This is a genomic window from Nocardioides xinjiangensis, assembly GCF_017916455.1.
In the GTDB taxonomy this organism is placed as follows: Bacteria; Actinomycetota; Actinomycetes; order Propionibacteriales; family Nocardioidaceae; genus Nocardioides; species Nocardioides xinjiangensis.
Genome location: NZ_JAFMSY010000001.1, coordinates 976,543 through 996,566 on the forward strand (window position 1 = coordinate 976,543; position 20,024 = coordinate 996,566).

Genomic DNA, 20,024 nt, shown 5'->3' on the forward strand with positions numbered 1-20,024 from the left:
GCTCAGAGCTCGTCGGTCTCGGCGGCGCGCAGGCTGACGCCCACGCCGAGCTCGGCAGCCACCGAGGCCAGCTCGCGCTCCACGGCGGCGACGTCGGCGGCCGGGGGCAGGTCCACCTCGGCGACCAGCAGGTAGAGGTCGCCGGCGAGCCGGGTCGTGAGGTCGGTGATGTTGCCTCCCACGCCGGCGACGACCCCGACGACGGCGGAGACGATGCCCGGCCGGTCGCCGCCGTGGACCGAGAGGATCCACGACGTGCCCTCAGCGGCCTGCGTCTCCTCGGTGGGCACCTCACGGACCGTGACGGTGAGGCTGCCGTCGGCGGTGAGCGGCGCGAGCGCCGACTCGATCTCGGAGTCGGCGGCGTCGCCCTCGCAGACGAGCATCATGGCGAAGTGACCGCGCAGCAGCGTCATGGTGGAGTCCTCGAGGTTGAGGCCCAGCCCGGCCAGCTTGCCGGTGGTCTCGGCGATGATGCCGGGACGGTCGTGGCCGAGGACGGTGATCGCGTGGAGGGTCACCTGCCCCATTCTGTCAGCGCGCGCGCCCGCTCGAAGACCTCGTCCGTCATCTCGCGCGTGAGCCGCCGGGTGTAGGTGTTGTGCGGCGAGGGGTGGTAACAGCCGACCACCGTGACGCCGCCGAGCACCACCTCCGCGCCGTGGGCGAACTTCGGCCGGCGGGCCGGGGCCTCCGCGCCCGCCGCCACCAGCGAGCGGACCGCGCCGTCCCAGCCGAACGACCCGAGCGCGACGACCACGCGGACCGTCGGCAGCAGCCCGAGCTCGGCGGCGATCCACGGCGCGCAGGTGTCGCGCTCGGCCGGCGTCGGCTTGTTGTCCGGCGGTGCGCAGCGCACGGTCGCGACCATGCGCGCGCCGACGAGCCGCTGGCCGTCGCCGGCGTGCTCGCTCGTGGTCTGCGCGGCCCAGCCGGTGCGGTGCAGGCTCGCGAACAGCCAGTCGGCGCTCGGGTCGCCGGTGAAGATGCGCCCGGTGCGGTTGCCGCCGTTGGCCGCCGGCGCCAGGCCGACGACGAGCAGCGACGGCTCGGGGTCACCCCAGCCGGGGATCGGCCGGCCCCAGTAGGGCTGGTCGGCGAACGACGCCCGCTTCTGAACCGCGACGTCCTCGCGCCAGGCCACCAGCCGCGGGCAGGCGGCGCACACGCTGACCCGGGCCTCGAGCTCCGGCAGCGTCCCGGCCTGCGCGAGGCGGCGTACGTCGTCGGCGTCGCGGGCGACCGGCGTGTCGCCCGCGCCGGGGTCGTCGGGCCAGCCCGTCCCCGGCGTGACCGGGCTGGTGAAGAGGTCGCCGGTCAGGGGATGGGGCAGGAGCGTCATCGCCGGCTCACCGCGCGATGGCAGCGGCCATGCCGTGCAGGATGTCGGCCTCCGAGACCACGTGCTCGCCCACCGGCACCCGGTCGAGGATCCGGCTCCAGATCAGCGCGCCCGCGCCGATGACGTCCGCCCGGCCGGGGTGCATGTAGGGCAGCGCCCGGCGCTCGTCGACCGGCATCGCCACGAGCCGCTCGACGAAGGCCGCGGTGGCGTCGTTGCCGAGCACGGCCCGGTCGAAGGCCTGGCGGTCGTAGGAGTCCAGGGCGAGGACGCCGCACGCGATCGTCTTGATGGTGCCGGAGGTGCCGATGACGGTGCGGGTGCGCTCGAGCGCGACGCCGCAGCGGTCGAGGTGCTCGTCGATGTCGGCGACGCAGGCCCGGACCTCCGCGGCGGTCGGAGGGTCGCCGTGGAGGTGACGCTCGTGCAGGCGCACCGAGCCGATGTCCATCGAGACGGCCTGTCGGTCCCCGTCCGCGCCGAGCACCAGCTCGGTCGAGCCGCCGCCGATGTCGACCACCAGCACGGGCTCGGGCGGCATCGGGTCCTGCGCGGCGATGGCGCCCGCGAAGACCAGCGCGGCCTCCTCGTCGCCCGACAGCACCTCGGGCTCGACGCCGAGCCGCCGACGCACGCCGTCGGCGAAGACCGCGGCGTTGCTGGCGTCGCGGGTCGCGGAGGTGGCGCAGAACCGGACGCGCTCGGGCGGCACGGCGTGCCGGCGGATGACCTCCGCGAACTCGTCGACCGCGGCGAAGGTGCGCGCCAGCGCCTCCTCCGCCAGGACGCCGGTCTCGTCGACCCCCTGCCCGAGCCTCACCACCCGCGAGTCGCGCAGCACGACGTCGAGCGGTCCTCCGCCTGCGGACGCCGACGGGCTGCCCACCAGGATCTTGATCGAGTTGGTGCCGCAGTCGATGGCCGCGACGAGGCGGGACGCGGGCTGGTCGCTCATGCGGCCATTGTGGCGCTCACTCGGCGGCGACCGTCACGCACGGTCCCGACTCCCACCACGCACCGAGCAGGTCGAGGACCTCGTCGCCGAGCGGGTTCACCCCGCGGCCCATCGCGAGGGACTGGCCGGCGAGGACGTGCAGGCACTTGACGCGGTCGGGCATGCCGCCGGCCGAGATGCCGTCGATCTCGGGGACGTCGAGCCCGGCCCGCTCGCCGACCTCGGCACGGAAGGCGAGGTAGCGCTCGTGCGCGCGGCGGTAGGCGTCGGCGAGCTCCTCGTCGGTGCCCAGCCGCGCCTGCATCTCCTTCATCAGGCCGGAGCCCTCGAGGGTGCCGATGCGTGAGGCCGCCCGGGGGCAGGTGAGGTAGAACGTCGTCGGGAACGGCGTGCCGTCGGGCAGCCGGGGCTCGGTCGTCACCACGTCGGGGTTGCCACAGGGGCAGCGGTGGCCCACCGAGTCGATGCCGCGCGGCCGGCGCTTGAGCTGGGCCCGGATGGCGGCCTCGTCGACCGGGTCGATCCCCTGCGCGGCGGGAGTGTCGCTCACTGCTGGGTCCCCTCCACCGCGCCGCTCCTCGTCCCGTCGACCAGGTCGACCGGCTCCTCCGCCGGCGGGGGCGGGTTGCCCGCCAGCTCCATCGACTCCCAGGCCGCTGTCCACCACGCCTTCGGCACCTCCTTGATCACCTCGTCGGGGTCGTTGAGGGACGCCTGCGCCTCCAGTGGCTTGCCGTCCGCGCCGATGACCTCGAAGCCGGACTCACCGGGCATCAGGTACCCGAACCGGGCGCGCGCCTGCGCCTTGACGTACGCCGGGTCCTCCCACCGCTTCTTCTCGCGCTCGAGCGCGTCGATGCTCGCCTCGCGCTCCGCGATCTGCGACTTGAGGTCGCCGATGTGCGAGCGCTGCTGGAGGTAGGCACGCAGCGAGGAGGCGTACGACACGGTGAGCACCGCCAGCACCAGCACGAGCACCGCGGCCCGCCCGGTGAAGCGCGGACGACGCGCGGCAGCCCGGGGCACGGCCGGACGCGTCGCGGTGTCGGACCCGGAGCCGGCCGCCGGGTCCGGCCGGGGCGACGGCGGCCGCGCGCTCGTCACCCGCGGCCGCGGGCCGCGCGTGCCCGGGTGCGAGCCGCCGCCTGGCCGTGGTCCGCGCGGTCCGCCGGGCCCAGCCCGAGGAGTACGGCGCTGGGAAGGCATGCGGTCCAGTGTGCCTGCTTCAGCCGGTGAAACGCGGGAAGGCGCCCCGCCCGGCGTAGCGAGCCGCGTCGCCGAGCTCGTCCTCGATCCGCAGGAGCTGGTTGTACTTCGCCACCCGGTCCGAGCGGGCCGGCGCACCGGTCTTGATCTGGCCGCAGTTGGTCGCGACCGCGAGGTCGGCGATGGTGGTGTCCTCGGTCTCGCCGGAGCGGTGGCTCATCATGTTGCGGAACCCGGCGCGGTGCGCGAGGTCGACCGCGTCGAGGGTCTCCGACAGCGAGCCGATCTGGTTGACCTTGACGAGCATCGCGTTGGCCTGACCGCCGTCGATGCCGCGCTGAAGACGCTCGACGTTGGTGACGAAGAGGTCGTCGCCGACGAGCTGGGTCCTGGCGCCGAGGGCGTCGGTGATGGCCTTCCAGCCGGCCCAGTCCTCCTCGTCGAGCGGGTCCTCGATGGAGACGATCGGGTACGACGCGACGAGGTCGGCGTAGTAGTCGACCATCTTGTCGGTGCTGGTCGCCGCGCCCTCGAAGGTGTAGCTGCCGTTGTCGTGGAACTCGCTGGCGGCGACGTCCATCGCGAGCGCGATGTCCGTGCCGAGCCCGAGGCCCGCGGCCGTGACGGCCTCGGCGATCAGGTCGAGCGCGGCACGGTTGCTCTCGAGGTTCGGGGCGAACCCGCCCTCGTCGCCGAGGCCGGTCGAAAGTCCCTTCTTCTTCAGCACCGACTTGAGCGCGTGGTAAACCTCGGCGCCCTGCTGCAGGGCCTCGGCGAACGTGGCCGCACCGATCGGGGCGATCATGAACTCCTGCACGTCGACGTTCGAGTCGGCGTGCGCCCCACCGTTGAGGATGTTCATCATCGGCACGGGCAGCAGGTGGGCGTTGGGGCCGCCGACGTAGCGGAACAGCGGCAGGCCCGCAGACTCGGCAGCCGCCTTGGCGGTGGCGAGCGAGACACCGAGGATCGCGTTGGCACCGAGCTTGGCCTTGTTGGGGGTGCCGTCGAGGTCGAACATCACCTGGTCGACGAGGCGCTGGTCGTCGGCGTCGAGACCGACGATCGCGCCGGAGATGGTGTCGACGACGCCGGCGACGGCCTTCTGCACGCCCTTGCCGAGGTAGCGCTCACCGCCGTCGCGCAGCTCGACCGCCTCGAAGGCACCGGTGGAGGCGCCGCTGGGCACCGCCGCGCGACCGAACGCGCCGTCCTCGAGGAGTACCTCCACCTCGACGGTGGGGTTGCCGCGCGAGTCGAGGATCTCACGGGCGCCGACAGCAGCGATGATCGACATGGCAGGGCTCCTGGTGCAGAAAGTCGTGGGCAGCCGCCACCCTATCGACGTGGGGCCCGTCCGTCGCCGGGTGTCCGTGCCGGCTGTCCGCGCCGGGTGTCCGTGCCGGTGGCTAGCGTGACCGTGTGCCCCGCCCCGCCGACCACCTCCGCGCGCTGGTCGAGCGGATGAGCGGCGGCGAGCCGGCCGACGCGACCGCCGCCCGCCTGGCCGGCGCCGTCGGCGGGGAGTCGCCGGCGCGGTTCCACGGCCGCGTCGTCATGGAGCGTGCGGCGTGGTTCGTGTCCCGGACCGACCGGACCCTCCACGCGATCGCCGAGGACTGCGGCGCCAGCGCCGAGGTCTTCGCGCGAGCCTTCCGCCGCGAGTTCGGGGCCCTGCCGTCGGCCTGGCGCAGGGATCCGACGTCCTTCCTCCTCGACGCGCCCAACGACGTCCACTTCCACCCGCCGGGCGCGCTGCGCCTGCCGGCACGCGAGCGGTCCGGCCCGGCAGAGCTGGTGGTCGACATCGTCGGACACCACGTCGACCTCGTCGGCAACCTGCTCGACCGGGCGCTGGTCACGACGGGGGCGGAGCGCGGCACCTCCTCGCAGCACGAGGCGACGAGCACGCTGGCCGAGCTGGTGCAGCGGATGGAGTCGTTCGTCCTCCTCGTCCACGGCGCCGAGGCGGACGTCGTCGAGACGGAGCCCGCCTCGGTCGCGTCGCTGCGCGAGCGCCTCGACCGAACCGGTCCGGCGTACGTCGACGCGGTCGCCCTGCTCGCCGCGACCGGTCGCCTCGACGAGGCCCTCGTCGACGCGTTCTCGCCCGAGCCCTCCGTGCTGACCTTCGGCGCGATGGTCGTCCACGCCGTGACGGACGCCGACGGGCTCCGGGCGGCGGCGGCACGCCACCTGGACACCCCTCAGGACATTTCGCGCTGACCGCGCGTCCACGCCGGCTCGAGCGAGCCGACGTTCGTCACGACCCCTCGGACGCGGCCTTCTCCGCCGCCTTGGCGGCGTTCCACAGCCGCAGCACCTGCGCGGCGTCCGTGGCGACCGCGTCGCCGAAGACGTGCGGGTTGCGTCGCTCCATCTTCGCGATCACCCCGCGCGCGACGTCGTCGAGCGTGAAGTCACCGGCCTCCTCGGCGATAACCGCGTGGATCACCACCTGGAGCAGCAGGTCGCCCAGCTCGTCGCACAGCGCTGCCGGGTCGCCGGACTCGATGGCCTCCACGACCTCCTCGGCCTCCTCGCGCACGAAGGGGACCAGGGACGTGTGCGTCTGCTCCCGCTTCCACGCGCACTCGCGTCGCAGCAGCCGCATCTGGTCGGCGAACGCCTCGAGCGGGGAGCCCTCCGACGCTGTCATCGGACTGCCTCAGCCGCAGCGGTGGTGAAGCGGGAGGGTCGCGGCGAAGGCCGGGTCGGGCTCGGCGGACATCCCCGACCTGGCCTGCTCGCTCACCGCCACGGAGGTGTTGGTGTCGACCGGGGTCAGCACGCCGTCGACGGTGTCGAGCCCGTAGCGCGGGTCGACCTCGACGCCGTGCGCGTCGGGCCACTGGTTGAAGACGTCGATGCCGGCCTGCGTCGCCTGCTCGGCGGTGGCGTCGGCGACCCCGGCCTCCTCGAGCTCGATCCGGCCGACCTGGTCGACGATGTCCTGGGCGTAGGCGGTCGCGGAGGCGAGCTCCACGTAGTCCTCCCGCACGTCCGCCGGCTCGCCTGCCACGGTGCTCTCGCGCTGCGCGAGGTCGTTGCGGTAGGCCGACCCCGGCTCGACGCCGTACTCCTCGGCGATCTGCGAGGCCTGCGAGCGCAGGGTGAGCAGCTGCACGACGTACTGCCGCACGAAGCTCATCGGCACCTCGGACTCCAGGTCGCCGACCGCGGTGCAGTAGTTGGCGGCCACCGCGTCGACGTGGCGCACCGAGAGCTCCTCGTCGCCGACCTTGACCGCGACGCCCGGCGACGCGCTGCCGCAGCCGGTCAGCAGGAGTCCGGCGACCGCTGTCGTGGCGGCCGTCGTCAGTCGGGTCTTGCTCACTCTCGTCACTCCTGGGTCGCTGCGGCTGGGCTCGGTGCCGGGACGTCGATCACCTCGTCGATGACACCGCGCGCCCATTCAAGCAGGGCGACGCCGGCCACCGGACGGACCGGGAACCCCGCGGTCTGCGGGCGCGGCACGAGGATCGTACTGACCGGCGCCTTGACGATGCTGCGCGGAAACAGGCGGTCCAGGCGTACGACGCGCGAGTCGGGCAGGTCGACCGGCGCGAACCGGACGTACTTGCCGGCCACCGTCACCTCCCCCACCCCGGCCTGGCGGCACCGCGCGCGGAAGCGGGCGACGACGAGCAGCGACTCCACCACCTCGGGCGGGGCCCCGTAGCGGTCGAGCAGCTCGGCACGCACCTCGTCGACGTCGGCGTCGGTGCGCACCTCGGCGAGGCGCTTGTAGATCTCGAGCCGCAGCCGCTCGCTGGGGATGTAGTCGTGGGGCAGGTGGGCGTCCACCGGCAGCTCGATGCGGACCTCCGCCAGCTCCTCCTCGGCGCCGCCCTTGAAGTCGGCGACGGCCTCGCCGACGAGGCGGACGTAGAGGTCGAAGCCGACGTCGGCGATGTGCCCGGACTGCTCGCCCCCGAGCAGGTTGCCGGCCCCCCGGATCTCGAGGTCCTTCATCGCGATCGCCATGCCGCCGCCGAGGTCGGAGTGCTGGGCCAGCGTCGCGAGCCGCTCGTGGGCGGTCTCGGTCAGCGGCTTCTCCGCCGGGTAGAGGAAGTAGGCGTAGGCGCGCTCCCGCGACCGGCCGACGCGACCCCGCAGCTGGTGCAGCTGGGACAGGCCGAGGGTGTCGGCGCGCTCGATGATCATCGTGTTGGCATTGGACACGTCGAGCCCGGACTCGACGAGGGTGGTGCACACCAGCACGTCGAAGCGCTTCTCCCAGAAGTCGAGCATGACCTGCTCGAGCTGGCGCTCGTTCATCTGCCCGTGGGCGGTGGCCACCCGCGCCTCCGGCACGAGCTCGCGGATCCGGGCGGCGGCCTTCTCGATCGAGTTCACCCGGTTGTGGATGTAGAAGACCTGGCCCTCGCGCAGCAGCTCGCGACGCACGGCGGCGACGACCTGCCGGTCCTCGTAGGCGCCGACGTAGGTGAGGACCGGGTGCCGCTCCTCCGGCGGCGTCGTGATGGTCGACATCTCGCGGATGCCGGTGACCGCCATCTCCAGCGTGCGCGGGATCGGCGTCGCGCTCATCGACAGCACGTCGACCGAGGTGCGCATCCGCTTCATCTGCTCCTTGTGCTCGACGCCGAAGCGCTGCTCCTCGTCGACGATGATGAGGCCGAGGTCCTTGACCTTGATGTCGGGGTTGAGCAGGCGGTGCGTGCCCACGACGATGTCGATGGAGCCGTCGGCCAGGCCCGCGACGACCTCCTTGGCCTCCTTGTCGGTCTGGAAGCGCGAGAGGCCCTTGATGACCACCGGGAAGCCCGACATCCGCTCGGTGAAGGTCGACAGGTGCTGGGTGACGAGCAGGGTCGTCGGCACCAGCACCGCCACCTGCTTGCCGTCCTGCACGGCCTTGAACGCCGCGCGCACCGCGATCTCGGTCTTGCCGTAGCCCACGTCGCCGCAGACCAGCCGGTCCATCGGCACGATGCTGCGCATGTCGGCCTTGACCTCGTCGACGGTGGTCAGCTGGTCGACGGTCTCGGTGAACGGGAAGGCGTCCTCGAGCTCGCGCTGCCACGGGGTGTCGGGGCCGTAGGCGTAGCCCTGGGTGGCCTGCCGCGCGGCGTAGAGCTTGATCAGCTCGGCGGCGATCTCGCGCACCGCGCGTCGCGCCTTGTTCTTGCGCTTGGTCCAGTCGCCGCCGCCGAGGCGGTCGAGGCTGGGGTTCTCGCCGCCGACGTAGCGGGTGACCTGGTCGAGGGTGTCGGCCGGCACGTAGAGCATGTCGTTGGGCCCACCGCGCTTGCTCGGGCCGTACTCCAGCACGAGGTACTCGCGGACCGCGCCGCTGATCTCGCGCTGCTTCATCTCCACGAAGCGGCCGACGCCGTGCTGCTCGTGGACGACGTAGTCGCCGGCCGTGAGCTCGAGCGGGTCGATCTGCCGCTTGCGGCGCGCCGGCATCTTGCGCATGTCGCGGGTGGAGGACTTCTGCCCCGACAGGTCGTCGCCGGTGAGCACCGCCGCGCCCGCCTCGTCGTCGACGATGCCGTGCACGAGGTGGCCGCACGTCACGGTGACGACGCCGGGTCCGGCCGTCTGCCCCTGCTCGACCAGGCGCGCCGCGATGTCGTTCTCGCCGAGCAGCTCGACGAAGCGCTCCGCGGGGCCGTGGCCGGCGTGGACCACGACGACGTCCAGGCCGTCGGTCACCCAGCCGCGGATGTCGTCGACCGCCTGCTGGAGGTCGCCGCGGTAGGCCTCGGCCGCGTGGGTGGGCAGGGTGAGCGACTCGCCGTCGGTGTCGATGCCGAACGGGCTCACCGACCACCAGGCGAGGCCGAGGCCGAGCGCGTGGGTGCGCACGTCGCCGATCTCCCGGTAGGACGCCGCGCCGAGGTCGATCGGCGCGGTGCCGCCACCGGCCGCGGCGGCCCACGACGCGCTGAGGAACTCCTCGCTCGTGGCGACCAGGTCGTGCGCACGGGTGCGCGCGCGCTCGGGGTCGAGCACGAGCACGGTGGTGTCGGCGGGCATGAGGTCGACGAGCAGCTCCATCGAGTCGACGAGCACCGGCGCGAGGGACTCCATGCCCTCGACCGCGATGCCGGCGGCCATCTTGTCGGTGAGCTCGAGCAGCTGCGGGTGGGCCCGGCCCAGCTCGGCGGCGCGCCGGCGTACCTCCTCGGTGAGGAGGAGCTCGCGGCACGGTGGCGCCCAGAGCCGCCGGACCGTCTCGAGGGTGCGCTGGTCGGCGACGGAGAAGGCACGGATCTCCTCCACGTCGTCGCCCCAGAACTCGACGCGCAGCGGGTGCTCCTCGGTCGGCGGGAAGACGTCGACGATGCCGCCGCGCACCGCGAACTCGCCGCGCCGCTCGACCATGTCGACGCGGGAGTACGCCGCCTCGGCGAGCCCGCGGACGACGTCGTCGAGCGAGCGCGAGTCACCCGGTGCCAGCTCGACCGGCTCGATGTCGGCGAGGCCCGGGACCTGCGGCTGCAGCAGGCTGCGGATCGGCGCGACCACGACCTTGAGCGGCCCGTTGGCCGCGTCGGTGCCGGGGTGCCGCAGGCGCCGCAGCACCGCGAGGCGCCGACCGACGGTGTCGCTGCGCGGGCTGAGCCGCTCGTGCGGGAGCGTCTCCCAGCTGGGGTAGTAGGCGACCGAGTCGGGGTCCACGAGGTCGGCGAGCTCCTCGACGAGGTCCTCGGCCTCGCGCGAGGTGGCGGTGACCGCGAGGACGGTGCGCCCCCGCTCGACGAGGCCGTGCACCACGAAGGGCCGGATGGCTCCGGGCCCGGTCAGGTCGAGGGCGGACAGCACCGCGGCGTCGGCGAGCGCGCCACCCAGGGTGGGTGCCGAGACGAGGCGTCGGGCGACGGAGAGGAGGGGTGTGCGGAGGGGTGTGGAGGACACCGGGATCCCTTCGAGAGCACGCAGAGCGACCCCGAGCGCCGAGCGACCGGGGGGTTTTGAGAGTCTACGGGGGCTGTCCGACACCGACGCACGTGGGATTGCGGGACCGGCCCCGGTCACGACCGGGTTTGTCCCGTGCGTCGCGGGGTAGCAGACCACCGCAACGCCCGGCGGACACCTGCCGGGCGACCAGACTCCTGAGAGGAACAACGGGGACATGCGCATCACGCGTCTCATCGCCGGCACCGTCTCGGCCGGACTGCTCGGCATCACGCCGATCGCCCTGGCCGCACCGAGCAGCGCCACCGACAACCTGATCAGCACCACGACGCTCGAGCTGCCCTTCATCGAGCCCGGCGAAGCCGCCACCTACGGCGACACCGTCACGATCCGTGGCGCCGTCACGGGCAACGACGGGTCGACGGCCTACGACGGCACCGTGACGCTCTACCAGATCACCTCCGCCAACCCGGCCGGCGTGCCCGTCGCCACCGTGCCGGCCAGCGGCTACCTCTCCTTCCCCGACATCAAGGCCACGGCCAACTCCGTGTTCCGGGCCGTGTACTCCGGGTACACCGCGACCAACACGTACGAGGACAACTACACGCCCAGCACGTCGGCCGACGTCGCGCTCCCGGTGCAGCGCAAGGTGTCGATCGACAACGCCAAGGCGCGCCTGACCATCAAGGGCAAGGTCGCCCCGAAGTACGCGAAGAAGAAGGTCAAGGTCCAGATCAAGAAGGGCAAGCGGTACGTCAAGTTCAAGACGATCAAGACCGACAGGAAGAGCAAGTTCCAGGTCCGCCTTCCGGCTCCCCGCCGCGGCAACCGGCTCTACTTCAAGATCACCGTCCCCGGCAACGCTGACTTCGTCTCCTACAGCGAGGTCTGGTACACCTACAGCTACCGCGCGCCGCTGGCGCGTGCGGCTGCCCGCTGAGCCGCTCTGAGCAACGGACGGGCTTCGCCGCAGGTGCGGCGGGGCCCGTCCTCCGCTTTTCCGTCCCGGACGACAAGGACGACGATGAGCACCACCCGCACCGTTCCCGCCCTGGCGGCGGGACTGCTCGGCATCGCCACCGTGATCGGCCCAGCGCCGGCCGGCTCGGCCCGCGACACGTGGACGACGACGACCGACGCGGTGCCCGACTCGACGGTCGTCGAGTTCGGCGAGGTCATCGACATCGCCGTCGACGTCGACAGCCAGGGTGGCGACGCCCCGGGAGCCGGCACGACGACGCTGTACGCCCGTGAGGGAGCGTCCACCACGTGGCGGCGGGTCGCCACCTCGACGGCGTCCGCGGACTTCCTCGACGTGAGACCTCGCATCAGGACCGCCTACAAGGTCGTCTACGGCGGCCACGCTCCGGAGTCGCCGCAGCAGGACACCTACGAGCGCAGCGAGTCGGACCCGTTCACGGTGGAGGTGTCGCGGACCATCACGCGCCCGAAGGGCGGCTTCACGCTGAAGGGCCGCGTGAGGCCTCGCTTCGCCCGCCGGACGATCATCGTCAAGGTGTCGTCGGAGCAGGACACCGGCTACAGGCGGTTCACCACAATCAGGACCGACCGACGCGGCCGCTACCGCATCGCCCTCCCGAGGCGCACCGGCACGTGGTACTGGTCCCTCGTCGTCCGGGCCGACGCGAACTACCTGGGCACCGGCTACAAGTGGGAGACCTGGGTCTCCTGACCCGTCGCGGCCGACCCCGCCCCGGCAGCCCTCGACACGAGCCCCCCACGTCGTGTGACAGTGGGGCATGACGCTCGCGCCGCTGGTCTCCGCGCTGCTGGTCGGCCTCGTCGCAGTCACGACGGCCTGCTCGGAGGCGCCGCGCCCGCCCGCCGACGCCGACGTGCGACCGGTCGAGGCCCCGGTGGCCGATGCCCCGGACGACTCGGCGCCGCCCCCGCCCACCGAGCTCGTCCCCGCCCTCGCCGGAACCCCGCGCCGCCCTGCGGCGCCCGCGGAGGCGGCGGCGATGGTGAGGGCCGCCCAACGCGTGGTCCGCTCGCCGGCCCCGGAGCCGGACCTGCTCGCGGCTGCGGGCCACACCGCGCAGCTGGCGGTGCGCGAGGTCGCGGCGCGCCGGACGTGGCTGCCGCGGGTGCTGGGCGACCTGGGCCGCGCCGACCGGCGGTGGCTGCGCGCCAACGTCGCCGCCCGGCGGGAGTTCCGCTCGATGCACCCCGGCGCCACCGCCGACCTCGCCGACGAGCTGCCGGCCTGGCGGATCGTGCCGCCCGCGCCCGCTCGTACGCTCCTGCGCAGCTACCGCGAGGCCGAGCGCCGCTTCGGCGTGGACTGGGAGTACCTCGCCGCGATCAACATGGTCGAGACCCAGTTCGGGCGCATCCGGGGCACCTCCGTCGCCGGAGCCCAGGGACCGATGCAGTTCATCCCGACGACGTGGGACATCTACGGGGCGGGCGGCGACATCCAGGACGCCCACGACGCGATCCTCGCGGCCGGCCGGCTGCTGCGCGCCAACGGCTTCGCCCGGGACAAGGGGGCGGCGCTCTGGCGCTACAACAACTCCTGGGCCTACGTCCGCGGCGTCACCCACCACGCCGAGGTGATGCGCCGCGACCCGCGCCAGCTGCGCGGCTACCTCGCGTGGGAGGTCTACTACCTGACCCGGCTCGGCGGCGTGTGGCTCCCCGAGGGCTACGACCGCCGGCGGCCCGTGCCCGTCCGGGCGTACGTCGAGGCGCACCCCGAGCGACTGCCCTGACGGGTCAGCCGGCCGAGCCGGCGTCGATCTCCGCGGGTGAGCGCAGGATGCAGAACTGGTTGCCCTCGGGGTCCTCGAAGACCACCCACCCGGTGCCCGGACCCCACTCCCCGCGGTGGTCGGCGACCTCGCGGGCGCCGAGCGCCCGCACCCGCTCGACCTCCTCGTCGCGGCTGCCCTCGCGCGGGCGCAGGTCGAAGTGGATGCGCTTGGCCGGGAGCTCGGCGTCCGGCACCTCGAGGAACAGGATGCTGTGGCCGGTGCCGGGGTCGACGATCGTGCACTCCTCGTGCCCCGGCTCGTTGGGGTCGTCCTCGACGTCGACGTAGCCGAGCAGGGCCTTCCACCACTCCGACAGCTCGTAGGCGTGGTGGCAGTCGACGGTGGTGTGCGAGACGAAGGAGGTCATGCGGCCACGCTGGCAACGCGAGCCCCGCCGCGCAAGCCGTTTGTCGACGGGGCCGACTTGCCGGCGTCGCGGCGACGTGGCACGGTCGGCGTGCCCGGCCACCGGGCGACCGGACGAGGGAGCCGTACCCGGCGTGCGACAAGACGGCCACGAAGGAGTGCCGTCATGGCCTGGTTCGTGCTGGTGCTGTCCGGTGTCCTCGAGGCGGTGTGGGCGACGGCCTTGGGCCGCTCGGAGGGCCTCACGCGTCCCGTTCCCACCGCGACCTTCCTCGTGGCGCTGGCGATGAGCATGGCGGGCCTCGGCTACGCCATGCGCACCCTGCCGGTCGGCACGTCGTACGCCGTGTGGGTGGGCATCGGCGCCGTGCTGACCATCGCGATCGCGATGGTGACGGGCACCGAGTCGTTCTCGGTGGTGAAGGGACTGCTGATGGTCGGCCTGGTCGGCTGCATCGTCGGCCTCAAGCTCGTGCACTGAGGCGCGGCGGCGTCACTCCGTGCCGTTGCGCCGCACGAAGTCGACGATCTGCTCGGCCAGCTCGGGACGGCACACGATGAGGTCCGGCAGCGAGGTGTCGTCCTCGTTGTAGACCAGCGGCGAGCCGTCGACGCGGCTGCAGTGCAGGCCGGCGGCGCGCGCGACGGCGACCGGTGCGGCGTTGTCCCACTGGTACTGACCGCCGGCGTGGACGTAGGCGTCCGCGACGTCGCGGACCACGCTCATCACCTTCACGCCGGCACTGCCCATCGGGACCAGCTCGGCTCCGAGCTCGGAGGCGAGCGCCTCGACGAAGGCCGGCGGCCGGCTGCGCGAGACGGCGATGCGCGGGCGCTCGGAGGTGCGCGGCGGCACCACGCTCGGGCGTCCGGTGCTGAAGGTCTCCCCGAGCGCCGGCTGCGCGACGGCTCCCGCGACGAGGTCGCCGTCCTCCCAGAGCGCCACGTGGACGGCCCAGTCGTCGCGCGGCGGCTCGGAGAACTCGCGGGTGCCGTCGAGCGGGTCGATGATCCACACCCGGCGCGCGGACAGCCGCGACTTGTCGTCGGCGGCCTCCTCGGAGAGGACCGCGTCGCCCGGCCGGTGCGCGGTGAGGACGCGGTCGAGCTCCGCCTGCGCGGCGGCGTCGCCGGCGTCCTTGAGGGCCCTGCCCTCCAGCCCGTCGGCGGCCGCCCCGGCGCGCACGTCGAGGAGCACCGCTCCGGCTCGTTCGGCCGCCCAGACGGCGAAGGCGTGGTCGTCGAGCGTCGTCGGGTCGATCATGGGCGGCAGCCTATCGAGGCACCCTCACCGCCGGGTCGTCACCGTGAGTCGTCGCTCGCCGCACGAGGCATCGGCACCAGGTCGGCGGGCCGGTCCTGACGCACCTGCCGCAGCATGGCCACCGCCTCGAGCTGCGTCCTCGCCCCGAGCTTGGCACGCAGGCTCTTGATGTGGCTGCGCACGGTCCCGTCGGCGATGCCGAGCTGGTCGGCGACCTCGTGCACCCGACGTCCCGACGCCAGCAGCTCGAGGACGCGCATCTGCTGGCGCGACAGCGCCCCGAGCTGCGCGGCGAGGTGCTGCCTCTTGTCAAGGGCCTCGGACCACGCGGTGCTCAAGGCTCTTCGACGTTCCTGCTCCATGAGGAGGTCGCCCCCGGTGAACCGGTCGATGACCTCGCGCAGCTTCGCCAGCGAGGTGGTCATCGTGACGAGGTCCACCGCCGTGCCCTCGAGGAGCCCGCCCCACCACAGGGCGTCGGGCGCGGAGGTCACCACCGCGACCCGCACGTCGCCCACCGCCACGAACTCGCGGATGTCCTCGACCGCCTCCGACGTGCCCTCGCCGTCGAAGACCGCGACGAGGTAGCGGACCCTGCCCGGGACCCTCGACGGCTCCACGAGGTCCGCCATCACGTGCTCCCACGCGTGGAACTCCACGCGTGCGTCCGTAGAGCGCAGTGCGGCAACCACCGCCTGCGCGACCAGTCTGTGTGGTGAGACCACCCATGCCGTCGCTCGCCCGAGGACGGCTCGCGGCGGGCTGCCGCGATCGTCGAGCGCCAAAGCTTCCATCTGCCCTCCCGCGGCTATGGTCACTGCGACGAACCTTGCCCGGCGCGCGGCGCAGGGTGCTCCGGAAGCGCCCAATGTGCACCGAATTGGGGAAGGGTCCGGCCAGACGGGAGGCGTGTTGGCGCCTAGCCGGGGCAGCCGCCCTTGTCCGGATCTTGCGGCGTGCTGGCGGAGCGCTTGGCAGACCCTGTGCTTGGGCTTGACCGAAATTCGGCCATGCCTGAAAGAGGCGGATCAGACCGGCTTTGCCCGGTCTGGGGGATGCGTCGCACACTCGCCGGGTCCGGGACCGTAGGGGTCTCGTCAGCGTTCGGGTCTCTCGTCCGACGAGGGGTCGCGGCCGGCACTGGGCGGGCCGGTCGTGCCTGCCGGGCGTGGTCAGCGCAGCTGTACGACAAGGGGGTGGCCGTGCGCGAACCGTTCGAGGGGGAAGTGCGTCACTGGTCGGTGATCGCGATCGCATGGGCGGTCCCGTTCCTGGCACTGGTCTGGGTCGGCTCGGACGCCTGGACGTGGCAGTCGCCGACGGTCCACGTCGCCGCCCCGCACCTGGGCCACGGCGTGCTCGGGGGTGTGTTCGTGGCGGGCACCGTGTGCGCCGCCGCGGTGACCTGGCGCCGACACGCCAGCCGGGTGACCGGCTGGGCACTGGCGGCGGGTGCGCTGGTCGCCGGGCAGGCGCTGCTGGTGACGACGATGGCCCTGCGGGGCACGCCGCCGAGGGGCCCGGTGGAGTTCGCGGTGCTCGTGCTGGTCGCGCTGGCCGGGCTCGCCGCGGTGGTGGCGCCTTGGCGCGGGCTCCGCGACGCCGACCGGGTGGTCGACCAGGGCTTCGCTATTGGGCTCGGCATGGGGCTGACCGCGGCCGGCCACATGCTCCTCCAGGTACAGGTCGCCTCACCCCCGGCGGTGGCGATGCAGGTGCTCGTCGGCGTCCTCGTCCTCACCCACGCGGCAGCAGCCGCGGTCGTCCTGCGCCAGGATGCGCTGCCCCGGTCGGTCAAGTGCCTGACGGTGGCCACGGTCCTCGCCGTCGGCGCCGGCCAGCTGGTGCACCTGTGGGGACTCGGAGGTGTGGCCGGTGAGCTGGCCGACCTGGCCCGCGCCGCCACCGGGGCTGCATGGCTCAGCATCACCTGGGTCGGCCTGCGGCGCGTTCTCGAGGAGGACCGGCGTCGCATCGACACGTTCGAGCACCTCCTCGTGAGCACGACCCGTGACCAGCGAGAGCGCCTCCACGAGCTGCGCAGCACGATTGCCGGCCTGGTCTCCGGGTCGGACCTGCTCGACCGTCCCGACGTGCCGGCCGAGGCGCGCGAGCGCCTGTGGTGCTCGCTGCGACGCGAGCTCGACCGCATGGAGCGCCTGCTGTCTCAGCAGGACGACCCCGTCACCAACATCGACCTCGACGAGGCGCTCGGCCTGATCCTCGATCTGCAGCGGCTCAAGGGTCGCCGAGTCGAGTTGCGGAGCACGGGCGGGGTGGTCCGTGGCCGCTTCGACGCCCTCGCGGAGGTGGTGAACGTGCTGATCGACAACGCGGTGAAGCACGGCGGCGCCGACTCCAGCCTGGTCGAGGTCGTACGGCGCGACGAGGCGCACGTCGACATCCGCGTCACCGACTACGGCCGGGGCATCCCGAAGGACCGGCGAGCCACCATCTTCGCCTGGGGCGGACGCGCGAGCGACGCTCCCGGGGAGGGAATCGGCCTCAGCGTCGCCCAGCGGCTGATGAGCGAGGACGGCGGCTCGCTGCGACTCGCGGAGGACCAGGGTGTCGGCTCCTCGTTCGTCATCAGCCTGCCCGCCGTGCGGCGGTCGCAGGAGGACGAGCTCGTGCTGGGCGGCGCGCAGTGAGCGGCGCCGCGCGTGCCGAGCACCGGGTGCTGATCATCGACGACCACGTCCTGTTTGCGGAGTCGCTGGAGCTCGCGTTGTCCCTGGAGGGCTACGACGTACGCCGGCTCGAGCTGCCCGAGGAAGGCGGGTCGATGGCGACCATCCGGTCCCTGGCGCTGCGGCGCAACCCGCGCACCGTCCTCCTCGACCTCGACCTCGGCCGGTTCGGGGACGGCATGAACCTCATCGCGCCCCTGGCGAAGGCCGGCATCAACGTCGTGGTCCTCACCGCCTCCGAGGAGATCGGGCGGTGGGGCGGTTGCATGCGCCTCGGAGCCCGTCGGGTGCTGCCGAAGAGCGGCGCGCTGCAGCAGGCCCTGGCCACCGTCCGGCGGCTCCACCAGGGTCTCCCGGTCATGAGCCCCGACGAGCTCGAGACCCTGCTGGACGCCTGGGCGCGGGAGCGCCGTAACCACGACGAGGTCCGCCAGCGCCTGGACCGTCTCACCCCGCGCGAACGCCAGGTCCTTGGCTCGCTCATCGAGGGACGCACGGTCAGGATGATCTCCGAGGACAGCGTCGTGTCCGAGGCGACCGTGCGCACGCAGGTGAAGTCCATCCTCAACAAGCTCGAGGTCTCCTCGCAGCTGGCGGCCGTGGGGCTGGCCCACCAGGTCGGCTGGCAGCAGGGCGTGTGATCGGAGTGGACCCGTGAGCGGAATCGGCGGACTGCGCGCCTTCTCACCGGGGATCCTCTTCGCCGAGGTGCTGCACGACATGGCTCGACTCCTGGAGCACCGAGGCCCGGACGACGCTGCGGTCTGGCTCGGAGCGGACGTCGGTCTCGCCCACACCCGGCTGGCGGTCGTCGACGCCGTGCACTCGCGGCAGCCAATGCACTCGGTGGACGGGCGGTGGGTGCTCGCCCTCGACGGCACGATCACCAACCACGTCACCCTGCGCACCCACCTGGACTACCCGTTCCGGACCCGAGGCGACACCGAGGTGGTGCTCGCCGGCCTGGCCCTGCAGGGCATCAGCTTCGTGGAGCGGCTGGAGGGGCACTTCGCCCTCGTGGCCCACGACCTGCGCACCGACACCACCCACCTGGTGCGTGACCGGTTGGGCGTGCGGCCGCTCCACTACCGCCACGTCCCGGGGGGCATCGCCTTCGGGTCGGAGATCCAGGCGCTGCTCACGGTCGGTCCGCCCGCGCAGGTGGACGCGCGGAGCCTGGACGCCTACCTGGCCTATGGCAGCGTCGCCGCGCCGCACACACTGTTCGAGGGCGTGAAGAAGGTGCTGCCGGCCCACCGCGTTTCGATCATGCCGGGGGGGCACCTCGAGGAAGCGCACTACTGGGTCCCGCCGGAGTGCGACGCCGACGGCACCTGGACCGCCACTGACGCGGTCGAGGCGGTCGGCGACGGCGTGCGCGAGGCCGTCCGGGCGGCGCTCGTCACGGACGTCCCGGTCGGCGCCCACCTGTCCGGCGGCCTCGACAGCAGCCTGGTCGTGGCGCAGGCACAGCAGCTGCGCGGCGACGAGGCCCTGCACACCTTCTCCGCCGCCTTCGGCGACACCTCCGACGACGAGCCGTCGTGGGCGCTCGCGACCAGCAGCCTGCTGGGGACACGGCACCACGAGGTGCGAGTGCGCGACACCGACGTCCGCGACAACTGGGCGTTGCTGACGCGGCACCTCGACGCTCCGGCGTCGGACCCGGTCGCCATCGCGCTTCACAGCCTGGCCCGCACCGCAGGCGACCACGTCCGTGTGGTGCTGTCCGGCGACGGTGCCGACCAGCTCTTCGCAGGCTGCGCCCGCCACCGGCACGCCCGTCTCTCCGAGCGCTCGGCCCGCATGCACGCCCGCCTGGGCGCCGGCCTCGCCGGTCCGCTCGAGCGACGCCTCGTCCCCGCGTTGTTCAGCGCGTCCGAGCGAGAGCGACTGCTCGGCAGCCCGGCGCCTCCCGAGCGGCGTACGGCGGCGGCGCCCGGAGCCGACGCGGTCGACCGGATGCTGCGCCACGAGCTGCGCCGAGCGCTGCCCGACGCGGTGCTCGAGCCTGCGGACCGGCTGACCATGGCGGCATCTCTGGAGCTGCGGCCGGCGTTGCTCGACCACCACCTGGTCGAGCTCGCCCTTCGTCTCCCGACATCGGTCAAGTTGCGGTCCGGCACCACCAAATGGGTCCTCCGGGAGGCGGCGCGCCGCCTCCTGCCCGACGACGTCGCCAACCGCCCCCAGCAGTCCGTGCGCGTCCCCCTGGACGCCTGGCTCCGGGCGGGCCTGCGCGAGCCGGTTCAAGACCGGCTCACGGGGGACGGCTCGTGGGTCTGCAGCACGTTCGACCGGTCGCTGGTCCGCGACGTCGTGGAGCGTCACGACCGCGGCGCGGACGGTGCCGAGCGCCTGTGGAGACTCGCGTGTCTGGAGATGTGGCACGAGTGCTTCATCGGCGCCGTGCCACTCGTGCCCCGCCCGCGCGGTGTGGCCGCGGACCGGCCGCTCGCCGAGGGCCCCCACCGATAGGGGTTGCGGCGGCCGAGGAGGGGGGCCTCGGCCGCCGCACCGGGTCGCCTCGTCC

General features: G+C 73.1%; 20 protein-coding genes and 1 riboswitch. Of the genes, 8 read left to right on the top strand and 12 right to left on the bottom strand.

Annotated features, from left to right (window positions below):
- Positions 1 to 2: 2 nt before the first annotated feature.
- The 6 genes from J3P38_RS04655 to eno form a co-directional block, all read right to left on the bottom strand.
- On the bottom strand, positions 3 to 521 hold the full coding sequence (locus J3P38_RS04655; RefSeq protein ID WP_210502821.1) for a glycine cleavage system protein R: 519 nt from the start codon (positions 519 to 521) through the stop codon (positions 3 to 5).
- Entirely contained in the window at positions 518 to 1,342 is an 825-nt protein-coding gene (locus J3P38_RS04660; RefSeq protein WP_210502822.1) for a uracil-DNA glycosylase, read from the bottom strand. The genes J3P38_RS04655 and J3P38_RS04660 overlap by 4 nt, the downstream gene beginning before the upstream one ends.
- A 7-nt stretch (positions 1,343 to 1,349) precedes the next feature.
- Complete coding sequence (locus J3P38_RS04665; RefSeq protein WP_210502823.1) at positions 1,350 to 2,297, bottom strand: Ppx/GppA phosphatase family protein; 948 nt, start codon at positions 2,295 to 2,297, stop codon at positions 1,350 to 1,352.
- A 16-nt stretch (positions 2,298 to 2,313) separates the two neighbouring features.
- A complete protein-coding gene (locus J3P38_RS04670) occupies positions 2,314 to 2,847 on the bottom strand; it encodes a DUF501 domain-containing protein (protein WP_307807714.1) in 534 nt (177 codons plus the stop codon).
- Positions 2,844 to 3,323 (bottom strand): FtsB family cell division protein, encoded by a 480-nt coding sequence (locus J3P38_RS04675; protein ID WP_307807715.1) that lies wholly within the window; start codon positions 3,321 to 3,323, stop codon positions 2,844 to 2,846. The genes J3P38_RS04670 and J3P38_RS04675 overlap by 4 nt, the downstream gene beginning before the upstream one ends.
- A gap of 199 nt (positions 3,324 to 3,522) precedes the next feature.
- On the bottom strand, positions 3,523 to 4,800 hold the full coding sequence (eno, locus tag J3P38_RS04680) for a phosphopyruvate hydratase (RefSeq protein ID WP_210502825.1): 1,278 nt from the start codon (positions 4,798 to 4,800) through the stop codon (positions 3,523 to 3,525).
- A 125-nt stretch (positions 4,801 to 4,925) separates the two neighbouring features.
- Here eno and J3P38_RS04685 point away from each other — a divergent pair, with 125 nt between their 5' ends.
- Complete coding sequence (locus tag J3P38_RS04685) at positions 4,926 to 5,729, top strand: helix-turn-helix domain-containing protein (RefSeq protein WP_210502826.1); 804 nt, start codon at positions 4,926 to 4,928, stop codon at positions 5,727 to 5,729.
- 37 nt (positions 5,730 to 5,766) lie between these two features.
- Here J3P38_RS04685 and J3P38_RS04690 read toward each other — a convergent pair whose 3' ends face one another.
- The 3 genes from J3P38_RS04690 to mfd are packed head-to-tail and all read right to left on the bottom strand — an operon-like array spanning position 5,767 to position 10,394.
- Positions 5,767 to 6,162, bottom strand: a complete 396-nt coding sequence (locus J3P38_RS04690) for a MazG nucleotide pyrophosphohydrolase domain-containing protein (protein ID WP_246849873.1) — start codon at positions 6,160 to 6,162, stop codon at positions 5,767 to 5,769.
- 9 nt (positions 6,163 to 6,171) lie between these two features.
- Positions 6,172 to 6,840, bottom strand: a complete 669-nt coding sequence (locus tag J3P38_RS04695) for a hypothetical protein (protein WP_210438677.1) — start codon at positions 6,838 to 6,840, stop codon at positions 6,172 to 6,174.
- Between the two features lie 5 nt (positions 6,841 to 6,845).
- Positions 6,846 to 10,394 carry a transcription-repair coupling factor gene (gene mfd, locus J3P38_RS04700; RefSeq protein WP_374222506.1) on the bottom strand — a complete coding sequence of 1,183 codons (3,549 nt, stop codon included), beginning with the start codon at positions 10,392 to 10,394 and terminating at the stop codon, positions 6,846 to 6,848.
- A 217-nt stretch (positions 10,395 to 10,611) separates the two neighbouring features.
- Between mfd and J3P38_RS04705 the strand changes: the two genes are divergently transcribed.
- The 3 genes from J3P38_RS04705 (at position 10,612) to J3P38_RS04715 (ending at position 13,129) form a co-directional block, all read left to right on the top strand.
- A complete protein-coding gene (locus J3P38_RS04705) occupies positions 10,612 to 11,334 on the top strand; it encodes a hypothetical protein (RefSeq protein WP_210502827.1) in 723 nt (240 codons plus the stop codon).
- 84 nt (positions 11,335 to 11,418) lie between these two features.
- Positions 11,419 to 12,087 (top strand): hypothetical protein, encoded by a 669-nt coding sequence (locus J3P38_RS04710; RefSeq protein WP_210438679.1) that lies wholly within the window; start codon positions 11,419 to 11,421, stop codon positions 12,085 to 12,087.
- 67 nt (positions 12,088 to 12,154) lie between these two features.
- The gene (locus tag J3P38_RS04715; protein WP_210502828.1) at positions 12,155 to 13,129 is read left to right on the top strand and encodes a lytic transglycosylase domain-containing protein; all 975 of its coding nucleotides are present in this window, start codon (positions 12,155 to 12,157) and stop codon (positions 13,127 to 13,129) included.
- A gap of 4 nt (positions 13,130 to 13,133) precedes the next feature.
- On the opposite strand, the gene J3P38_RS04720 is transcribed toward J3P38_RS04715, so the two are convergent.
- A complete protein-coding gene (locus J3P38_RS04720) occupies positions 13,134 to 13,538 on the bottom strand; it encodes a VOC family protein (protein WP_210502829.1) in 405 nt (134 codons plus the stop codon).
- 87 nt (positions 13,539 to 13,625) lie between these two features.
- Positions 13,626 to 13,692: riboswitch (guanidine-III (ykkC-III) riboswitch) on the top strand.
- Positions 13,693 to 13,703: 11 nt separating this feature from the next.
- On the opposite strand from J3P38_RS04720, the gene J3P38_RS04725 reads away from it, so the two are divergent.
- Complete coding sequence (locus J3P38_RS04725) at positions 13,704 to 14,018, top strand: DMT family transporter (RefSeq protein WP_210502830.1); 315 nt, start codon at positions 13,704 to 13,706, stop codon at positions 14,016 to 14,018.
- 12 nt (positions 14,019 to 14,030) lie between these two features.
- On the opposite strand, the gene J3P38_RS04730 is transcribed toward J3P38_RS04725, so the two are convergent.
- Both J3P38_RS04730 and J3P38_RS18275 read right to left on the bottom strand, forming a co-directional pair.
- Positions 14,031 to 14,801 carry a 3'(2'),5'-bisphosphate nucleotidase CysQ gene (locus tag J3P38_RS04730; RefSeq protein ID WP_210438683.1) on the bottom strand — a complete coding sequence of 257 codons (771 nt, stop codon included), beginning with the start codon at positions 14,799 to 14,801 and terminating at the stop codon, positions 14,031 to 14,033.
- Between the two features lie 38 nt (positions 14,802 to 14,839).
- On the bottom strand, positions 14,840 to 15,460 hold the full coding sequence (locus J3P38_RS18275) for a helix-turn-helix transcriptional regulator (RefSeq protein ID WP_210502831.1): 621 nt from the start codon (positions 15,458 to 15,460) through the stop codon (positions 14,840 to 14,842).
- A 543-nt stretch (positions 15,461 to 16,003) separates the two neighbouring features.
- On the opposite strand from J3P38_RS18275, the gene J3P38_RS18280 reads away from it, so the two are divergent.
- From J3P38_RS18280 to asnB, 3 genes are read left to right on the top strand one after another with little or no spacing between them, the layout of a single operon-like run.
- Positions 16,004 to 17,452, top strand: a complete 1,449-nt coding sequence (locus J3P38_RS18280) for a sensor histidine kinase (protein ID WP_210438685.1) — start codon at positions 16,004 to 16,006, stop codon at positions 17,450 to 17,452.
- The gene (locus J3P38_RS04745) at positions 17,449 to 18,132 is read left to right on the top strand and encodes a LuxR C-terminal-related transcriptional regulator (protein WP_210502832.1); all 684 of its coding nucleotides are present in this window, start codon (positions 17,449 to 17,451) and stop codon (positions 18,130 to 18,132) included. The genes J3P38_RS18280 and J3P38_RS04745 overlap by 4 nt, the downstream gene beginning before the upstream one ends.
- Positions 18,133 to 18,145: 13 nt before the next feature.
- Positions 18,146 to 19,969, top strand: coding sequence for an asparagine synthase (glutamine-hydrolyzing) (gene asnB, locus J3P38_RS04750; protein WP_210438687.1), 1,824 nt, complete (start codon positions 18,146 to 18,148; stop codon positions 19,967 to 19,969).
- Positions 19,970 to 20,024 lie beyond the last annotated feature (55 nt).